Origin of the sequence: Pseudacidobacterium ailaaui (genome assembly GCF_000688455.1) — a bacterium.
Classification (GTDB): Bacteria; Acidobacteriota; Terriglobia; order Terriglobales; family Acidobacteriaceae; genus Pseudacidobacterium; species Pseudacidobacterium ailaaui.
Genome location: NZ_JIAL01000001.1, coordinates 1,354,997 through 1,373,018 on the forward strand (window position 1 = coordinate 1,354,997; position 18,022 = coordinate 1,373,018).

At 58.6% G+C, this 18,022-nt stretch carries 18 protein-coding genes; 7 read left to right on the top strand and 11 right to left on the bottom strand.

The features are described from left to right. Positions 1 to 88 precede the first annotated feature (88 nt). From N655_RS17590 to N655_RS19730, 4 genes are read left to right on the top strand one after another with little or no spacing between them, the layout of a single operon-like run. Complete coding sequence (locus tag N655_RS17590; RefSeq protein WP_044934079.1) at positions 89 to 2,422, top strand: ATP-binding protein; 2,334 nt, start codon at positions 89 to 91, stop codon at positions 2,420 to 2,422. Continuing rightward, entirely contained in the window at positions 2,419 to 2,874 is a 456-nt protein-coding gene (locus tag N655_RS0105955) for a response regulator (protein WP_202900321.1), read from the top strand. Before N655_RS17590 ends, N655_RS0105955 begins: the two co-directional genes overlap by 4 nt. Next, positions 2,871 to 4,331, top strand: coding sequence for an ATP-binding protein (locus N655_RS17595; RefSeq protein ID WP_081823600.1), 1,461 nt, complete (start codon positions 2,871 to 2,873; stop codon positions 4,329 to 4,331). Before N655_RS0105955 ends, N655_RS17595 begins: the two co-directional genes overlap by 4 nt. A 9-nt stretch (positions 4,332 to 4,340) precedes the next feature. Continuing rightward, positions 4,341 to 4,907, top strand: a complete 567-nt coding sequence (locus tag N655_RS19730; protein WP_049961285.1) for a biliverdin-producing heme oxygenase — start codon at positions 4,341 to 4,343, stop codon at positions 4,905 to 4,907. Between the two features lie 41 nt (positions 4,908 to 4,948). Here N655_RS19730 and N655_RS19735 read toward each other — a convergent pair whose 3' ends face one another. The 3 genes from N655_RS19735 to N655_RS0105980 all read right to left on the bottom strand — a co-directional run bounded on the left by N655_RS19735 (position 4,949) and on the right by N655_RS0105980 (position 7,040). Further along, complete coding sequence (locus tag N655_RS19735; protein ID WP_026442248.1) at positions 4,949 to 5,734, bottom strand: anti-sigma factor; 786 nt, start codon at positions 5,732 to 5,734, stop codon at positions 4,949 to 4,951. After that, a complete protein-coding gene (locus N655_RS0105975) occupies positions 5,731 to 6,333 on the bottom strand; it encodes a sigma-70 family RNA polymerase sigma factor (protein ID WP_238324529.1) in 603 nt (200 codons plus the stop codon). The genes N655_RS19735 and N655_RS0105975 overlap by 4 nt, the downstream gene beginning before the upstream one ends. 155 nt (positions 6,334 to 6,488) lie before the next feature. Beyond that, positions 6,489 to 7,040: a fasciclin domain-containing protein gene (locus tag N655_RS0105980; RefSeq protein WP_026442250.1), complete on the bottom strand. Its 552-nt coding sequence runs from the start codon at positions 7,038 to 7,040 to the stop codon at positions 6,489 to 6,491. Between the two features lie 210 nt (positions 7,041 to 7,250). Here N655_RS0105980 and N655_RS0105990 point away from each other — a divergent pair, with 210 nt between their 5' ends. Genes N655_RS0105990 through N655_RS0106000 form a run of 3 tightly spaced genes read left to right on the top strand, consistent with a single transcriptional unit; the run spans position 7,251 to position 9,590 of the window. After that, the gene (locus N655_RS0105990; protein ID WP_202900322.1) at positions 7,251 to 8,156 is read left to right on the top strand and encodes a ferritin-like domain-containing protein; all 906 of its coding nucleotides are present in this window, start codon (positions 7,251 to 7,253) and stop codon (positions 8,154 to 8,156) included. 12 nt (positions 8,157 to 8,168) lie between these two features. Continuing rightward, positions 8,169 to 9,068, top strand: coding sequence for a ferritin-like domain-containing protein (locus N655_RS0105995; protein ID WP_026442252.1), 900 nt, complete (start codon positions 8,169 to 8,171; stop codon positions 9,066 to 9,068). Positions 9,069 to 9,128: 60 nt separating this feature from the next. After that, on the top strand, positions 9,129 to 9,590 hold the full coding sequence (locus N655_RS0106000) for an SRPBCC family protein (RefSeq protein ID WP_026442253.1): 462 nt from the start codon (positions 9,129 to 9,131) through the stop codon (positions 9,588 to 9,590). Between the two features lie 41 nt (positions 9,591 to 9,631). On the opposite strand, the gene N655_RS0106005 is transcribed toward N655_RS0106000, so the two are convergent. The 8 genes from N655_RS0106005 to coxB form a co-directional block, all read right to left on the bottom strand. Continuing rightward, entirely contained in the window at positions 9,632 to 10,507 is an 876-nt protein-coding gene (locus N655_RS0106005; protein ID WP_026442254.1) for a cytochrome c oxidase assembly protein, read from the bottom strand. Between the two features lie 69 nt (positions 10,508 to 10,576). After that, positions 10,577 to 12,040, bottom strand: coding sequence for a cytochrome b N-terminal domain-containing protein (locus N655_RS0106010; RefSeq protein ID WP_026442255.1), 1,464 nt, complete (start codon positions 12,038 to 12,040; stop codon positions 10,577 to 10,579). Further along, on the bottom strand, positions 12,028 to 12,567 hold the full coding sequence (locus tag N655_RS17610; protein ID WP_044934082.1) for a QcrA and Rieske domain-containing protein: 540 nt from the start codon (positions 12,565 to 12,567) through the stop codon (positions 12,028 to 12,030). Before N655_RS17610 ends, N655_RS0106010 begins: the two co-directional genes overlap by 13 nt. Further along, a complete protein-coding gene (locus N655_RS17615) occupies positions 12,564 to 13,322 on the bottom strand; it encodes a c-type cytochrome (protein ID WP_049961287.1) in 759 nt (252 codons plus the stop codon). The genes N655_RS17610 and N655_RS17615 overlap by 4 nt, the downstream gene beginning before the upstream one ends. Then, complete coding sequence (locus N655_RS0106025) at positions 13,319 to 14,173, bottom strand: hypothetical protein (protein ID WP_026442256.1); 855 nt, start codon at positions 14,171 to 14,173, stop codon at positions 13,319 to 13,321. The genes N655_RS17615 and N655_RS0106025 overlap by 4 nt, the downstream gene beginning before the upstream one ends. Positions 14,174 to 14,274: 101 nt before the next feature. Continuing rightward, the gene (locus tag N655_RS0106030; RefSeq protein ID WP_026442257.1) at positions 14,275 to 14,865 is read right to left on the bottom strand and encodes a cytochrome c oxidase subunit 3; all 591 of its coding nucleotides are present in this window, start codon (positions 14,863 to 14,865) and stop codon (positions 14,275 to 14,277) included. Continuing rightward, entirely contained in the window at positions 14,865 to 16,562 is a 1,698-nt protein-coding gene (ctaD, locus tag N655_RS0106035) for a cytochrome c oxidase subunit I (protein ID WP_026442258.1), read from the bottom strand. Before ctaD ends, N655_RS0106030 begins: the two co-directional genes overlap by 1 nt. Positions 16,563 to 16,577: 15 nt before the next feature. Further along, a complete protein-coding gene (gene coxB / locus N655_RS0106040) occupies positions 16,578 to 17,603 on the bottom strand; it encodes a cytochrome c oxidase subunit II (RefSeq protein WP_238324532.1) in 1,026 nt (341 codons plus the stop codon). Positions 17,604 to 18,022 lie beyond the last annotated feature (419 nt).

An 18,022-nucleotide genomic window follows, 5' to 3' on the forward strand; every position in this document is an offset into this window, starting at 1 on the left:
TGAGAAGCGGCTGGCTCATCCAAGGGTAAAGTCGAGTCTGTCCTTCCCTAAGCTATATCCGGTTGCGACCTCCAGACCTGTGCCGCGAATGAGTGAAACGAAGAGTTTTTCCTACAGCTTTCAGGGCAACGGTGATGAGCAGGCCGCTGTCAACCTGACCAATTGTGACCGCGAACCCATCCGCATTCCCGGCAGTATTCAGGCCCATGGCTTTTTGCTGGGGTTGGACCACCGCAGTGATCGCCCCAGGGTCCTGCTGGCCAGCGAAAATGTGCCGGAGTATCTGGGCATCCCCCTGGACCGTGTGCTGGGCAGAGAGTTGCACGAGTTTCTTCCCTCTGAAATCGCTGCGTCCTTTGCCGAGGCCGAGACTGTTTCGGACGCTCGGATCGAGTCGCCCCGCTTCTGCGGGACCGTAGAACTTTCCTCGCAGCAGTTCCATGGAGTCAGCCACTGGACCGGCGGTCTTCGCATTCTGGAATTTGAAAAGGTTACCCCTGCCGCCGATGGCCGCGACTTGAACACCATCATTGCGGACTTTGTGACCGGACTGGAGCGGTGCCGGGAAGAAGAGGAGCTATGGCAGACCATTACCCGCCAGGTCCGGCAACTGACGGGCTTTGATCGGGTCCTGTTTTATTGCTTTGACGAAAACGGGCATGGAAATGTTCTGGCGGAAGAAAGGAACGACCGGCTTCCTTCCTATCTCGGTCTCCGCTTCCCGGCCAGTGACATACCCCGCCAGGCACGGGAACTATATGTCCTGAACCGGGTGCGTATTATCCCCGATGTTGAGTACCGGCCCTCGCCGTTGGTCTCCGCGGACCCATCCTTCGACCCGTCCAGACTGGACCTTTCGTTTTCCATGCTGCGCAGCGTTTCTCCCATCCACCGGGAATACATGCGGAACATGCGCACCCACTCTTCCATGTCAGTCTCGATCGTGATGGACGGACGCCTGTGGGGGCTGATCTCGGCCCATCATCGCGAAGCCAAAATGGTGCCTTATCTGGTGCGCTCCGCCTGTGACATTCTGGGCCGGATCCTGGCGACGCAACTGGCCGCCTTCCACAAGGCCCGGGAGATGGAGCACGCCATCCAATTGCAGAATGTTCATCGCCGGCTGCTGACCTACATGGCCGCGGGAGAAAACTACATTGACGGGCTGGCCAACCACGCCGATGAGCTGTGCGCGCTCACCGGGGCCAGGGGTGCAGCCATCATTGTGGGGGAACGGTGCGTCTGTCTGCGACAAACCCCGCCCCAGAAGGACGTCCTGGCCCTTTCCAACTGGCTCACTGACCGGCTGCAAAACAGCATCTTTGTTACGCATGAGCTGGGCTCGCTTTTTCCGGTGAGTGAAGGGCTGCGCACCCATGCCAGCGGCGTATTGGCCCTCTCGCTTTCCAAAATCCACCGGATGCATGTGCTCTGGTTCCGTCCGGAAATGGTGCAAACAGTCCACTGGGCCGGAGAACCAGACAAGGCGCCGGAAGTGGTGGACGGCGTGCTTCAGATCCACCCCCGACAATCCTTTGCTTCCTGGAAGGAGACGGTCCGCGGAAAATCCGAGCCGTGGAAGGCGGTCGAAGTAGAATCTGCACGGGACTTCCGCAATGCCGTGCTGGAAATCGTCCTGAAGAAGGCAGAAGAGCTGGCAGACATGGCCTTTGAGCTGGAGGTGGCAAACAAGGAGCTCGAAGCATTCTCCTATTCCGTTTCGCACGATCTGCGCGCACCCTTCCGGCACATCTCCGGCTTTGCCGAGCTGCTCTTGGCCAATGAAAACGAGCGCTTGAGCGAGCGCGGCCGCAGACACCTCGCTACGATTGCCGAATCGGCACAGTACGCCGGGATGCTGGTGGACAGCCTGTTGAACTTCTCCCGGCTTTCCCGCTCTCCGCTTGAGATGAAGCCTGTGGACATGCGCCTGCTGGTCGAAGACGTCTGGCGGGACATCCTCAAGCAGGAGGTGCTCGAACAAAAGGTCCTCTTTGAGGCCGCTGCGATGCCGGTTGTACAAACAGACCTGAACCTGATGCGCCAGGTCTGGTGGAACCTCTTGTCCAATGCTGTGAAATACTCCCGTAAGAAAGATCCCGCCATCATTCGCGTTGGCTTTGAACGCAAAAACGAAGAGCTGGTTTTTTCTGTCCATGACAACGGCATTGGCTTTGAAAACGAATATGCGCACAAACTCTTTGGTGTTTTTCAACGCCTGCACCGCCAGGAAGAATTTGAGGGCATTGGAATCGGCCTTGCCAATGTGCGCCGCATCATCACCCGCATGGGAGGCCGGACCTGGGCAGAGGGACGTCCTCAGCAAGGGGCCAGCTTCTCTTTCTCACTTCCGGCCTCGGCTGAAGTGACCGGGAACGGAGCAACAACAAAAAATAAAAGTACCAAGCACGAAAGTATATGAGCCTGTTGAAACCGATCCTCCTGGTGGAGGACAGCCTGAATGATATTGAATTGACTTTGGCGGCCCTGTCCCAGACCGGCCTCGCCAATGAAGTGGTTGTGACCCGCGATGGGGCCGAGGCCAGAGATTATCTCTTTCGCAAGGGGGCCTACCAGGACCGCCCTCCGGATTTGCCGATCGTTGTGCTTCTCGACCTGAAGCTGCCAAAAATTGACGGTCTGGAGCTGCTCCGCATCATCCGGGAAAATCCTGAAACCAAGAACCTGCCGGTCGTGATCCTGACCTCTTCCCGCGAAGAAAGAGATGTGGCAGCAGGATACGCTCTGGGCAGCAACGCCTATGTTGTAAAACCTGTGGCGTTCCATGAGTTCTTTAAAGCCATTCAGGACCTGGGGATCTTCTGGGCCGTTCTGAATGAACCCCCGCCGGGAGTCGCGAGGAAGAAAAAATGATGGGGCAAGAAGGGAATCCTTACCACCTGCTTTACATTGAGGACAACCCGCTGGACGTCGAGCTTGTGCTCGAAAGACTGCGCAGGTCGGGGCACCATTTTGATGCTGTGATCGCCAGCAGCCGTGCGGAGTTCGAGCAGCATTTTCAGGCGAACAACTTCGACCTGGTCCTGGCCGATTACGCCCTGCCCGACTTCGATGGTCTTTCTGCGCTGGCCATGGTGCGCGCACGCGACGAGCACCTGCCCTTCATTTTTGTCTCCGGGGTGCTGGGCGAAGATGTTGCCGTGGACACCCTGCACCGCGGCGCTACCGACTACGTACTCAAGCAGAAGCTGGACCGGCTGGCCCCGGCCATCCAGCGCGCCCTGGCAGAGTATGCCACCTTCTGCTCGCGGGAAAAGGCCGAGCATGACCTGCGCAAAGTCGAAGAGCGGTTTGAAAAGCTCACCAACAGTCTGCCCGCCATGGTCTGGACCAGCGACCAGGAGGGCCGGCTTACCTATACCAACCTGCTGTGGAAACAATGCATGGGAGAAGCCGCGTTCTGGCTGGAAGAAAGGCACATCCACCCCTCGGATTATGACCACTGCCTCCAGGTGTGGGAAGGGGCCCGGCAGCAGTCGCGGCCCTTTGAAATGGAATGCCGCTTTCGGCTGGCCCCGGCCCTCCATTATCACTGGCACATTGTGCGCGCGCTTCCCCTCGCCGTCAATGGACATCACCAGGAATGGTTGGGCACCTGCATTGATATCCAGGAGCAGAAAAGCCGCGATGCGGAACTGAAGACGGCCGAACGCCTGGCGCTCATCGGGCGCATGAGTTCGGTCATCGCGCATGAAATCAACAACCCGCTGGAAGCCCTTACCAACATTCTTTATCTTGTCAACTCAGACAAGACCTCGCCCGAGGAGGCCAAGGCCTATCTGGCCGATGCGCAGCATGAGTTGCTGCGCATCTCCGCGATTACCAAGCAGACGCTGGTCTGGTCCAGGGAAGAAAGCGCGCCCGTTGAGGTTTCAGCCGTGACGCTGATGGAAGAAGCCCTGAAGCTGTTTACCGGAAAACTGCGCAACAAAGGGCTGGCCGTACACAAGCACTTCCGCGGGACGCCCCGGATCCATGCTGTCCCGGGTGAGATCCGCCAGGTCTTAGTCAACCTCATCAGCAACGCCATCGACGCTACGCGGCCCGGAGGAAACATTCATCTGGCCGTCGAGCAGCCAGCTGGCTCCAGCTACGTGGAGTTTCATGTTCATGACGACGGCCACGGAATTGAGAACGCTCGCATGGAAGACCTCTTCCGTCCCTTCCAGACCACCAAAGGAAATCTGGGCAACGGGCTGGGGTTATATGTTTCCAAAGGCATCGTGGACCGGCACCATGGAGAGCTGAAGATCCTCTCCCAGCCCGGACACGGCACTCGGGCCGTGATGAGAATTCCCTGCGCAGCGTAAGGAGAGAGAGTGGAGATCCAGAAACTCAGAGAGGCCGTGCGGGAAGACCATGAGCGCGTGGAAAGAAGCTTTCCCATCCTGTCCCCATCTCTGACACTTTCCGCATATCGGGAGCTGCTCTCGCGGCTCTATGCGTTTGTCTCTTCGTGGGAAGATCTGGCCTGCTCCGCCCTTCCCGGAGAATGGAAGCAGCTGGCTAAGGCCCATGCGCGCGCCCCTCTGCTCGAACAGGACCTACGGACCCTCGGCATCTCGCCGGATGCAGACCTGCGTCCCGTGATGCCGCGCTTTACGGCGGTCCCGGAGCTGCTGGGCGGCATGTACGTCATGGAAGGCTCCCGGCTCGGCGGGCAGCACATCGCCCGGCATCTTGAGTCGAGATTCCAGGAAGAATTGCGCGGGGCCTGTCGCTACTTTCGCGGCTTTGGCACCGATACAGGGATGCACTGGCGCAATTTTCTGAAGAGGCTTGAGGCCCTCCCGGAGGAAGACACTCCCTCGGTCGTGCGCGGCGCAAAGGGCATGTTTACTGCCTTTGAACAGTGGGTCTGCGCCCGAAAGGCCTTGGCAGGCTGAAAGCCTGCACCTTTGGGGCGGCTGCGCGTCTTTGTCAGTCTTTACGCCGCGCCGATGAGCACTTTGGGCCCGGTGGCCTTGGGCACACCGCCCTGAGGCTCAATCGTTACCGCAAAGGCCTTGGCAGGAACGTCTTTCGGCAATGGGGGCAGAATCACGGTACCGTTTCCTCTGCTATCGGGAGAGAAGGTGCCGGCAGCGATGGGGTCTCCCTGAGGCGGCACCAGCCACAGCTCATAGACGCGGTCTGGCGGAAGTGCAGGCATGTTCTGCGCATAAAAGATGAGGCCGTGCTGCGGATGGTAGAAGACCCGTCCGGCTGGCTGCGGTTTTTCCGCCAGCGCGGTCAGCGTGACTTTCTGCGTCTCTCGGGCGTTGAGCAAATCCAGCACGGCACGGGCGCGCTCCACCTGCGCCTGCTGCGCCTCGGCGCGGGCGCGGTCCTGCTGCATCGTGGTCCGGAGCTGGTGCGCGTCCCAGGCAAAGAAGACGGCGAGCAATGCAAAGACTGCGGCGAAGGCCCAGCCAAAGGCGGGCCTGCTCCACCAGTAAACCCGCGGGGACGGCCCCTGCTTCTCAACAACAGCAGTCCGCGATTTCGTGCCATGGACCCGTTCCATGAGCTGGCGCTTTACATGGGCCGGGGGCTCCTGTTCCGGCAGCGTAAGGGCCACCAGAGAGACACGCTGCTGCGCCTGCGCGAGCTTTTCCCGGCACGCGGCACAGTTCTGAAGATGGGCCGACATCTCCGCGCGCTCGCCCTCGTCCAGGACGCCGAGCGCGTAGAGGTCAAAGTCCTCGTCGAATTGTGGATGCCCGTTCATCATTCAAAGGCCCGCCGCACGCTGGTCAGCGCCGTGCGCAGGCGTGTCTTCACCGTTCCTAAAGGTTGTCCCGTCTGGGCTGCAATTTCCGAGTGTGACAGTCCAGAAAAATATGCCAGTTCAAACAATTTGTTCTGCTCGTCCGGTAGCTGCGCCAGTGCGCTGCGCACACGGGCCACAATCTCTCCCTGCTCGGCTGCGGTGTCCTGCAGTCTCTGGCCGGAAGCGGCCCACGGCTCAGTCAGCTCGTCGAGCGTTTCATAGCGGGGCCGCCGCCTCAGATAGGAGATGGCCCGGTTCCGCGCCATCACCAGAAGCCACGACTGCAATGCGCCGCGTTCGGGGGAAAACCGCGATGCATTCTGCCACAAAAAGAAGAAGACGTCTTGCAGGACCTCTTCGGCTACAGTCTTGTCCTGCAAAATGCGCAGCAGCAGGGAAAAGACCGGACGGCTGTATCGGTCATATGCTTCGCTCAGCGCGGCCTCATCTCCGGATGCAATCCGGGCCATCAGACTTGCATCATCTGCATGGGGCCAGGAATTCTGCGCTTTCGTGGGCAAGCGAAGCCTCATCTCCTTGAGCGTACGTTCAGGATACATGATGAGATGCAGCGGGGAACATATGCCGGCATGGAGGCGCGTAAGCATAAGACTTTATCAAGCAAATTCGACCTTTATGTCATAGAAAAACTTTCCGACAATTTTTGAATGGCTGGAAAGAGGGTCCTCTCACATTCCAGCCATCCTGTCCGCCCTTAGTTTGGAAGCAGCACAGCATCCACAACGTGAATCACACCATTCGACTGATAGACGTCGGGGATGGTGACCGTGGCCGTTCCGCCCTTCTCGTCCTGTAAAACAATGTGTCCGCCCTGCATCATGGCCTTAAGGGTCTCGCCATTGACAGTTTTCAGCTCTGCGGTACCGTGGCCGGCCTTGATCATCTTTTTCAGCTCTGCGGAATTGATCTTGCCGGGCACTACGTGATACGTCAGCACCTTCGTCAGCTGGTCCTTGTTCTCAGGTTTCAGCAGATTGTCCACTGTACCCGCGGGCAGTTTTGCGAACGCCTCATTGGTTGGCGCAAACACGGTAAAAGGCCCTGGTCCTTCCAGCGTGTCCACCAGGCCTGCCGCCTTCACTGCCGCCACCAGAGTGGTGTGGTCCTTGGAATTGACGGCGTTCTGAATGATGTTCTTGGTGGGATACATCGGGGCGCCGCCAACCATAGGATCTTTCTGCGCAAAAAGTGTAGACGCAGCCAGTACTACAGCCAGCCCGTATGCTCCAAATTTCCATTTCTTCACTTGCGATCTCCTCTGTGAGTGAATTGCACTTCACTACCAATACGCAGAATGGCCCGGCATGGATTGCAGCCCAGCACGCAAAATATCGGCAAAAAAAAATTTCTTTTTTTCAATCCACTTGTGCATCGGCGGGCGTACTCCACACGTGATTTGCGACAAATCAAGCGCGCCGCAGATCACCAAATCCCACAAACATGAGGTGGCGCAATCGTGAAATCTGTAGATGATCTACTGAAACGGGGCGTGTCACGCCGCAGGTTTCTGGCAGGCGCTGGTGCTGGGGCCGGCGTAGCTGCCCTGACCCTGGCAAGCGGCTGTGGCGGAAGCAGCAGTTCCTCCAACCCAACCCCCACTCCAACCCCTACTCCGACCATCACCGACACAGACATTCTGAATTTCGCGCTCAACCTGGAATATCTGGAAGCTGAGTTCTATCTGCGCGCTGTCACCGGAGCGGGGCTTTCTTCTACCGATGCCGGATCGGGAGCTGGTTCCGTGACCGGCGGTTCGCAGGTGCCCTTCAAGACACCGGCGATCCAGCAATATGCACAGGAAATTGCGAACGATGAACTTGCACATGTGCGCTTCCTGCGCCAGGCGCTGGGGTCTTCGGCCGTACCCCGTCCTGCGATTGACCTGATGAACAGCTTCAACGCTGCGGCACAGGCCGCCGGTATCGGCTCTTCCTTCAACCCCTTTGCCGATGAAGACAGTTTCATCGTCGGTGCATTTGTTTTTGAAGACGTGGGCGTCACTGCATATCACGGCGCGGCCACTTTACTCTCCAGCTCCACCAACCTGGCTGCCGCGGCCGGCATCCTCGCCACAGAGGCCTATCACGCCGGAGAAATCCGCACGCTGATTACCCAGTTGGGCGGTGCATACCTGACCTATGCCAACCAGATCTCCGCGTTGCGTGCCAAAGCAGGTGGTGGTGCGGAAACGACCCTTTCCGCCAGCACCATCGTCAACGCCGACTCCAACTCGATTTCCTATGACCGCACGACCGACCAGGTACTGCACATTGTCTACCTGGCGCCCAGTCCCGGGGTCGTCAAAAGCGGCGGCTTCTTCCCCAACGGCCTGAACGGCACCATCACAGCGACAGCTTCCTAAAGGAGACAGGCGATGAGCACAATCGAAAAAGATTGCAACACCGTAGAAAATGGCAATGGATCTTCGCGCCGCTCCGCCATCCTGATGGGTGGGGCTGCGCTGGCGGGGCTGATGCTGGGCAGAAATGCTCTGGCGCAGTCTTCGAGCGTCTCTGATTCAGACATCCTGAACTTCGCCCTCAACCTTGAGTTTCTTGAGGCCCAGTTCTATACACTGGCAACCACCGGCCAAACCATCGATGTCGCCGCTGGAATTTCCATCAAAGGCGGCGATGGCAGCGCAGGGGGAACGGTCAAAGTCAAGGCCAACCCGATGGTCCCCTTTTCTGACCCTCTTCTGAAGCAGTTCGCAGCAGAGGTGGCCATGGACGAGCAAAACCATGTGAAGTTCCTGCAGCAGCAGTTGAGTACTTCCGCGGTTGCTATGCCCAACATTGATCTGCTCAACAGCTTCAATGCTCTGGCGCAGGCCGCGGGGCTCGGCTCCTCCTTCGACCCTTTTGCCAGCGACGTGAACTTCCTGCTGGGGGCCTTCATCTTTGAAGACGTAGGAGTGACCGCATATCAGGGGGCCGCTGGCCTTCTTTCCAGCAAGACCTTCCTGGACAAGGCCGTAGGCATCCACAACGTGGAGGCGTATCACGCGGCCGGCATCCGCACCCGCATCTTCCAGGCCGGGGCCACAGCACAGGCCGCCTCTCAGGCCATCGCGGCCACCCGGGCCAAGCTGGACGGCACCGGGAACGATGACATCGGAGTGGGTGTGACCAGCGGCGCGGCCACCATTGTGGACAACAACTCCATGGGCATGACCTATGCGCGCACCACCACGCAGGTGCTCAGCATCGTCTATGGTGGAGGCAGCGGCGGCGGTGCATTTTTCCCCAATGGCCTGAATGGAAAAATCAAGTAGACCAGAGCACCGGGCGCCGCTTGCATTTCCGGCGTCCGGACTGCCCCATCTCAATCTTTCATGACAACGTATCAGATCGAACGGGAACAACAAGTCTTCGGTACGCTATCGGAGGTCTTCGGCTTTTTCTCCAATGCCGAGAACCTTGCCGCTATCACACCGCCCTGGCTCGACTTTCATATCCTCACCCCCTTGCCCATCGAAATGAAGGAAGGGGCGCTGATTGCCTATTCTCTACGGGTCCATGGCATCCGCTTCCGCTGGCTGACGCGCATCGAGCGGTGGCAATCTCCTCTGGAATTTGTGGATGTGCAGCTCGAAGGCCCCTATCGCCTATGGAGACATACCCACTGCTTCATTCCTAATTCTGAAGGTGTGCTGGTCAAAGACTGTGTGGAGTTTGCGCTGCCCTTTGGAGTGCTGGGCCGGCTTGCCTATCATTTCCGGGTCTCACGCGATCTGAAAGAAATTTTCGATTACCGCGCACAGCAGATTGCCGAACGCTTTCCCCATCCCGGATAAAGCAGGCTGCACCCACAGAGACCGCGCCCACAGGCACCCTGTCAGAGACTCCGCGAATGCCCCGCCTTCGGGGATGCGGTGAGGACCGCTTTTCTTCGTCCCCGGTTCGGGGCCAGCAACTGCATCGTAATCCAGAAAGCAGGGAAGAGGAAGACCGTGGAGTTGGTGACCCACATAAATGCTCCGGCGGCCGCCTGGTCCGTAAGCGGATCCACACCCAAAAGCGGCGTTGTGACCGCATATGTGGGATAGACCACGCGCCCGGAAAAGCAGAGTGAAGCAGAGATAATGGTGTTGATCAGGTCAGAGGTCAGCAGATAGGGCAGAAGCATCCAGCTTAGTTTCTGCCGAGCGTCGGGCCACGGTCGAATGATGGGCCACCAGAAGAGAATGCTGGTGAAGAAGAAACAGGCATGCTCCAGGTTGTGCCAACTCTCTGACCGCAGGGCCAGCTCATAGGCAGCCGGAATGTGCCATCCGATGTAGGACAAGTTCATCAGCAGCCATGCTGGTTTCAGGCTGGTTAGGAGGTGCCCCAGTTTTTTCCACCATGCGGTCCGGAAAAGCGGTCCCAGGACACGGCGGATGACAGACCGAGGCAGTCCGCGTAGCAGCGGGACCTGTGGCAGCCCCAGCAGAAGCAGCGGCGGCGCTGCGGTCATGAACAGAAAATGCTGCCCCATGTGGGCGGAGAGTAATTGTCCGTCCAGGGTATCAAGAGGCGAAGCCACTGCCAGGAACAGCATAAACAGCCCCAGCAAAAAGCAGCCCAGCCGCCATACAGGAAACTGCCCGGGCCGGGTCTGTCCAATAAGCAGCCAGCCACGGAGATAAACGATCGCAGTCAGTAATAGAAGAAGGGTGGTCACCGGAGGGATGTTCCAGTTCAGCAGGGCGGATTGGAACTCTGGCGACATGCGAAGGGCTTTTTCTGCTCTTCCGCCCCAGCAAGCGAAGGGACAGAAGAGCAGCGGTTGGTTAGCGGCCTATCGGCCCAGCTGCGCCTGCGCCTGCTGGGCTGCGTTCACCGCCGCAGGACGGCCGGCTGGCTTTAGCGTTTCCAGAAACTGCACCAGCGCCGTGACTTCCGGTGGACTCAGGTTCTTGCCATAGGCGGGCATATTGCCGCCCCCTTGCAGCACCTGGCGGATCAACTGGTCTTCGGTCAACCGCGTGGCCACATCGTCGAGGGCCGGACCACGCTGTCCACCCTCTCCGCCAATCGAGTGGCAGTTACGGCACTGTTTGGCCTGGAAAACCACGGCCCCCTGTCGTTCCAGCGGAGTCTCACTGTGGACCAGCTTCTCTGGGACCGGATCACCGCTCCAGGCGTTCATGATGGGGCTCCATGGAGTATGCACCCCCAGGTGAGTAAAGATGCCCCACGAGACCGCAACCGTCACCAGCACCAGCACGGCAACCGGACGCCGGTGCCAGCTCTTCTCGCCAACTCCCGCAACAAAGGGCAGCGCCAGCAGGACTAGAATGCCGATGGCCGGGGCGATCAGCACAAACGGGGTCTCCATCTCCGGCGGCAGGTAAGAAAGCACCGCGAAGAGCCACAGGAAGAAAAAGTCCGGCTTGGGCGATGTCTGAATAATGGTCGGGTCCGGCTGCCCACCCGGTCCATAGGGGCCAAACACAAGGGCGCATAGCGCGACCGCAGCCAGAATGGCAGCAGAGAAGAACAGGTCTTTCCACAGCGCATCGGGAACAAACGGGACGCCATCCTTGTGCGTCAACTCGTTGTATTCCTGCAGGTAGGTCTCGCGGCGCACGATGCGTCCTGGCATGGGCCATTCATTGATGCCCAGCTTCAGCACCATCCACACATGCAGCCCGGTAAAGAGCAGCATGGCGCCCGGAATGACGAAGACATGCAGCGCAAAGAAGCGCGAAAGGGTCGCACCGGCAATGATGGGACCGCCCAGCAGAAGGTGCACCAGCGACCCGCCAATGACCGGCACCCGGCTCATAATGGAGGCGCCAATCCCCAGTCCCCAGTAGGCGTCCTGGTCAAAGCGCAGCACCTGCCCGGTAAAGGCCATGCCCAGCGTCATCAGAAGCAGGAAGACGCCCAGCACCCACGTCAGCTCTCGCGGGTATTTATATGCGCCAAACAGGAAGACCTGCGCCATATGGATGAGCACGACGGCGACCATGAAATTGGATCCCCATCCGTGCATGGCGCGTAGAAACCAGCCAAGATGAAGCTGGTTGTTCAGCTCATTCAGGGTCTGCCAGGCTTCGCTGCCGGAAGGCACGTAGATGATCGCCAGCAGGATTCCGGTGGCAATCTGCAGAAAGAGCAGCGTCATCGCGGCGCTGCCAAACACATACCACCAGCTCGCCGTGTTGCGCGGAACCGGATGCAGCGCGGCCTCTTTGACCGGCCCTTCCAGCTGAAGGCGGCTCTCAAACCAGTTGTAGACCTGCTTCAGCCGAGACATACCAGCTTCTCCTTCTGGTTCATGGCCTCATTGGCCAGGGTTGGCATCTGTCCGGCATTGATGTGCAGCTCGCCGCCCACAATCTTGTAATCGTACTGGAACAGCCCGCGCTCCGGAGGTCCCGACGCCCGGTCGCCATTGGCGTAATAAACACCACCGTGGCACGGGCACATAAACAGCTCGGACTGGGGAAACCAGCGCACCGGGCACCCCAGATGCGCGCAGTTGATGGCAAAGACCTGGAACTTATTTCCACTCAGGCGGCGCACCCAGCAGGGCGTCTTTGCCGTTTCGCCGTCCTGCGGACGCCGGAACGGATTGACAAACTCGGCCAGCCGCGTCTGTCCTTCAGGAAACTGGTTCAGGCTTCCGAGAGAAATCCACTGGTTGTAAGCGCCCTTGCGCTTCACCGGCGACAACAGGTATCCAATGACCGGAGTGGCAATGGCGATTCCCACGATCGCGTTCATCGCAATGCCGATCTTCATCAGAAGCGTCCGCCGTGTGACTTTCTTTTCTTCACTCATAACTTCTTCCCTGTTCCATCCTCTGCCTGCGGTGGATAAGGCTGTCCCGGTGTCTGCTGGCGCTGGCTGGCCATCCATGCCACCAGGTCGGTCACTTCCTGATCGCTCAAGGCGTGTCCGGGCTGCGCATTGCGCCAGTCCGGATGCCCCAGGTCAGGACGTCCAGCAATGATGATGGCGCGTAGCGCCTGGTCACTGATTAAGGCCAGAAAAGACCCGTCCGTGATCGAGCCGCCCTTGTTCGCCCCGGAAGCCGCAAGCGGCTGTGCTCCGGTCGAATGGCAGCGCGCACAGGCAGAAGCAAAAACCTGCTGTCCACGGGCCGCATCTCCCTGCTTGTTCGCCTGATATGGAGGCACCTCTGCTCCCTGCAGATACCCGGCTTTGAACCAGCGCGCCCGCATGCCCTTGACCAGCGCGTCTATCTGCGCATCCGTCAACATGCCACCTGCGCTCTGCGCAAAGGCCGGCATGAGTGTTCCTGCCTCACCATTCGCGATGACGTTGCGCAGTGTGCTTTCGTCCACAATGGCCTGGTATTCGGGATTGGCCAGAGCAAGGGCCGGCCCGTGCTGACCGTCCGCGCCGTGGCACCCGGAACAGTTCTGCGCGTAGAGGCGGTTGAAGTCGGTGACCTCATCCGGGCGGAGGTTTTCCGCACCAGTATGAGGTCCGGCCACAAAACGGCCGCATCCAGCAGCCAGAAACAGGCCCCCCAGCAGAATGGCCCCGCTGAAAAATTGTCGTGCATTCATGGGCGGCGGTCTTCTCCTTCTTCCACGTGCGGATGCAATCCGGACGCCTCAATTCCCATGCGCAGAACAAAAGGCATGGACTGGCTGGTATGGATCCGGCTCTGGTGCGCAACGACCCATCCGGCCACCAGACCATAGGTAAACTGCGAGATCAGAAACCATCCCCACTGGATGCGTTCATCAAAGGCCGGATTGATAATCCCCAGCGAGGCATGAAGGAGGCCGGTCCACAGCAGCGGAGCAATGATGCCGCCCAGAATGATGGGATGGCGCGGCAGCATCGGCAGCATGGCCCCGTAAAGCAGTCCAACCAGGATGCTGGCCGTAGCATGGATCACGATGGCGATGACCAGCGCCTGCGGGTGAAAGGCAGCAATCTCGGCCGTCGTCGGATGGGTCCAGTGGGCAACGCCGGCCCCGCCCAGCAGGTTCACCGGATACCAGATGCTGTGAAACCCGATGATCCCATAGAGCAGGGCTGGCACAATCATCGCCAGTCCGCCGGCAATGCCGCCCTTCAATCCGGAAAGCACCGGGTATGTCTCCAGAGGAAGGTGTGCGCGGTGCTCTTCCTTGATTTCAATGCGCGTCACATGCGTGCGCTCTGACTCGATTGTGACCTCGTGCTCGACCACAGGCACATCTTCATGTGCCTCGTGCGGCAGTACCTGGCGAAACCACCCTACGCAGGCAGTCACCAGCAGCACTGCGCCAAGGACGCTGACGGCTGCATGGGTCACCAGCCCGGCAAAGATCAGAGTGGCCCCAAAGGCAAGCACGATCGGCCACGCGGTTGGCGCAGGCAGATGGATCGTGTTGCCGGAATGACCGTGTTGTTCTTGCGGTTCCATAGATGCTTTTTCAAGGCTGGCCAAAACACCGGGGATTCAGCCTGGTGTATCAGCGCAGTCGTGCAAGGGGCCTCTGCCCCAGACAATCCTTGACCGCCTGTTCAGCGGCCGATGACGTAAACCACGGTGAAGACAACAATCCACACCGCATCCACAAAGTGCCAGTAAAGAGCAAGGACCTGGATGCGCTCCGCGTGCTCCTCACGCACATGTCCCGTTACAGTGAACAGAAGCACCACCAGCAGCGCAATCAGTCCCAGAATCACGTGCGAGGCGTGCAATCCAACCAAGGAGTAGAACGTGGTCCCAAACAGATTGGTGCTGATCGTCAACCCGTCCACTGTTATCAGCTTGTGCCATTCCACCCCGGTCCCGACCAGAAAGATCGTGCCCAGAGCAAAGGTCAACGCCCACCACAGGCCAAAGACCTTGATTTTTCCATGCTCCACCGCCCGCTCCGCCAGCCAGATGGTCAGACTGCTCGACAAAAGAAAGATGCTGTTCCATATCGGGACCTCCAGGACCTGCGGAGTCGGCCCGTACAGACTTTTGCCGAGGTTATAAATGTATGCGACGACGAAGATGGTGAAGATGGCCGACTCAGCAAGGATGAGGCAGAACATGGCGACGCGGCCCTTGGAGGGCTGCACCCATGCTTCGGCCTGCGCCTGTGCGACCGCTACGGAACTCATCACTCATATCTCCAGTCCGGGTCTTCCGGATGCTTGATGTCCCACAATGGACGGCGGCTGGTCACCACCGGATCTTCAGCAAAGTTGTAGGCCGGCGGCGGAGAGGGCGTTGCCCATTCCAGCGTCCAGGCATCCCAGGGATCGTTGCCCGCAGATTTTCCCTTGAAGTAGGAGTAAATCAGGTTGTAGGCAAAGACCAGGACGGCAATGGCCTGAATAAACCCGCCGATGGAAACGATAAAGTTCCAGGTCCCCCATCCACGGTCGGCTTCATAGGTGAAAATGGACCGGGGCATGCCCAGAATGCCAGGAATGTGCATCGTGTCAAACGTGACATGGAAGCCGATGACAAAGAGCCAGAAGTGCCACTTGCCCAGTTTTTCGCTCAGCATCCGCCCTGTGGCCTTGGGATACCAGTAATAGATGCCAGCAAAAATAGCGAAGACAATGGCCCCCACCAGTACATAGTGGAAATGCGCAATGACAAAGTAGGAGTTGTGCAACTGCCAGTTCCACGGGGCGACGGAAAGGATGATGCCGGTCAGCCCGGCAATCAGGAACTGGAAGAGAAATGCAGTGCAGAAAAGCATGGGGGTACTGAAACGGATTTTTCCGCCCCACATCGTCGCCACCCAGTTAAAAATCTTGATGCCGGTCGGAATACCCACCAACTGCGTGGAAAGCACAAAGAAGGCGTTCCCAACAGAGGTCATTCCGATGGAAAACATGTGGTGCGCCCAGACACCCAGACTCACAAACGCAATTCCTACCGAGGCCGCCACCATTGCCGGGTAGCCAAAGATCGCCTTGCGGGAAAATACGGGGATGACCTCATTGGCAATGGCAAAGCTCGGCAGCACCAGCACATAAACTTCCGGGTGCCCGAAGATCCAGAAGAAGTGGGCCCAGATCAGCGCCGAACCCCCGGCCTGCGTGTCAAAGAAGTGCCCGCCAAGATAGCGGTCGATCAGCAGCATCACCTGTGCCGCCGTCAGCGGCGTGACCGTAATCAGCGCCAGGAACGAGGTCACCATGTTCAGCCAGACAAACAAGGGCAGCCGCATCAGCGTCATCCCCTTGCAGCGCATGCAGAGCGCCGTGGCAATCACATTGATCGAAGCCCCGATGGTGCCGAAGCCGGTGATAATCAGCGAGAGCGCCCAGTAATCAGGAGCATGCCCAGGAGAAAAGGCGCGCTCGGTCAGAGGAGAATAGGCCCACCACATGGTGTCCGGCGCGCTGCCTGCTCCATAGAGGCCGTATCCGCCGATGAAGCTGTAGTAGAGCAGCAGACCGCCGAAGAAGGTCAGCCAGAAGCTCAAAGCATTCAGCCTCGGGAATGCCATGTCCCGCGCGCCCACCATGAGCGGAATCAGATAGTTGGCAAACCCGAAAATATAAGTCATGCCCACGAGAAAGACCATCGTGGTGCCATGCATCGTAAAGACCCGGTTGAAGACCTCCGGCGAGAGAAAATGCATCTCCGGCCGGATAAGCTGGATGCGGATCAGCATCGCCTCCACCCCGCCCACCAGCAGGAAGAAGATGGCGTACAGCATGTAGAGAATGCCTAGCTTCTTGTGGTCTACGGTGACCACCCAGTCATGCAGCCACGCAAGAAACGCGGTCTGCGACCACTGCCGCCTGGGCGCTGCGGCCCCGATTGCGCCTGGAACTGGAAATGTTGAATCTGCCATAATCTCTTCTCTGTCCTACCGCAATGTGGAAAGATAAGCGGTCACCTGGTCCAGCTGCTGGTCGCTCAACTGCATGGCCGGCATCAGCGATCCCGGCTTGAAGGTGTCCGGGTTCCGGATCCACTCCCGCAGATGGTCCGGCGTATTGCTCGTCGCCCCGGAGGCGAGGGTATCGCGGCTCATCAGGTGCGTCAGGTCCGGACCAAAGCGCCCCGTGGCCGCCGTGCCCGCAATGGTGTGGCAGTTCATGCACGCCTGCGTCTCAAACACATGCCGGCCCTCGGCAACCTTCGGATCATTCACCGCCTGCTGCTGCTGGTTCTTCACCCAGGCGGCAAATTGCTCGGGTGTATCTACATAGACGCGAAGCAGCATCTTGGCATGCTCCACACCGCAAAACTGCGCGCACTGCCCCACGTACAGCCCAGGGTGATGCGGATCAATCCACAGATGGTTCACCTTGTTGGGGACCAGGTCGGTCTTGCCGGAAAGCTGCGGCACCCAGAAGCTGTGCATCACATCTGCAGAAAGCAGGGTGAGATAGGTCGGCGTGGGGTGGTCCGCATCGCTCAGAGGCACATGCAGCTCATTCACAGCGTGGATCCCCAGCTTGGGATAATTGAACTCCCACCAGTACTGGTGTCCGACTACCGTCACATCCAGCGCAGACTTGGGCTTCGGCGCATCCTGGATCGCAAAGATGACCCGCGCCGTAGTCAGGAAGAGCACAACAACAATAAGGATGGGAATGACCGTCCAGGCCAGCTCAACCTGCGTGGACCCATAAATCTGCGCCGGCTCACTGGTGTCGTCCTGTCCGTGTTGGCGATAACGAAACGCCGCCCAGGCAATCAAGGACCCTACGGTAACAAAAATTCCGCCTGTAATGGCAATGACAAACAGAGACAACTCATAAATCGAGTTTGCAGGCGTCGAAGCAGGGGCAAATATGCTCGGCGTGGATTGTGGTCCCTCGGCAAAAATGGCCTGGCTCGCCAAAAACAGAAAAAGAAACAAAAACCATTTGACAGACCACTTCACGCATCGATAAGGTTCTGTGAGCATCGTTTCTTAAACTTCCTTCACCGCGCCTGATGGAGAGCGAAGACTGGATTTTGATGTGAAAAAGGACCAGTCCCTTCAAACAAAGGCGGAACCTCTGCAAAGAGACAGAATGGCTGCTCACATTCTGTAAGCAGCAGGAACCATTACTTATCTATCCTATCAGCAACGGAGTTTTTCTGCTCGCCGCGTCGAAGTCGGCACCGTTTCTTTGTGGATGAAACTTCTACCTCTCCGCAAGAGTTTTCATAAACAAAATATTCCTCGCAATCCGCCAGCATCAGGACGTTTCTTTTTCGCAGTCATTTCCGGACAAGCTTTCATTACAAATGGCGGTCCAAGAGTTGATCTTCCCGGAAGCTGCTTGAAAATTTGAAAGCGGACTATTTTTGTCGTAT